This is a genomic window from Thalassospira mesophila, assembly GCF_002115755.1.
Taxonomy (GTDB): domain Bacteria; phylum Pseudomonadota; class Alphaproteobacteria; order Rhodospirillales; family Thalassospiraceae; genus Thalassospira; species Thalassospira mesophila.
On sequence record NZ_JFKA01000078.1, the window covers coordinates 1 to 373 of the forward strand.

Below are 373 nucleotides of genomic sequence, written 5' to 3' on the forward strand. Positions count from 1 at the left end.
GTCGAGTCAAATTACAGCGTTTGATCCAGATGGAGAGGTGCTGACGTACAGCTTACAAGATCCGCCAACAAACGGAGTGGCAGTGGTAAATCCAGATGGTACGTTCACGTATACACCAAATGGCAATTATAATGGTCCGGATACATTTACGGTGTTAATAAGCGACCCGTCGGGCGCATTTATAGTGACAAATGTATTAGTAACGGTTACGCCAGTGAACGATGCACCAGTGGTGCCGAATTATGAGTTTGTGATCAATGAAGACACGAGTTTAAATAGCCAAGTGGTGGCAACAGATGTGGACGGAAATCCCCTAACGTACGGGTTACTGACAGGTCCGGTGAATGGAACGGTGGTAGTAAATCCAGACGGA

Annotated in this window: 1 protein-coding gene; it reads left to right on the top strand. The window is 46.6% G+C overall.

What is annotated here, in order from left to right; all coding sequences use genetic code 11:
• Positions 1-373, top strand: a 373-nt coding sequence (locus TMES_RS22115; RefSeq protein WP_143589786.1) for a cadherin-like domain-containing protein, incomplete at both ends; no start/stop codon positions are given.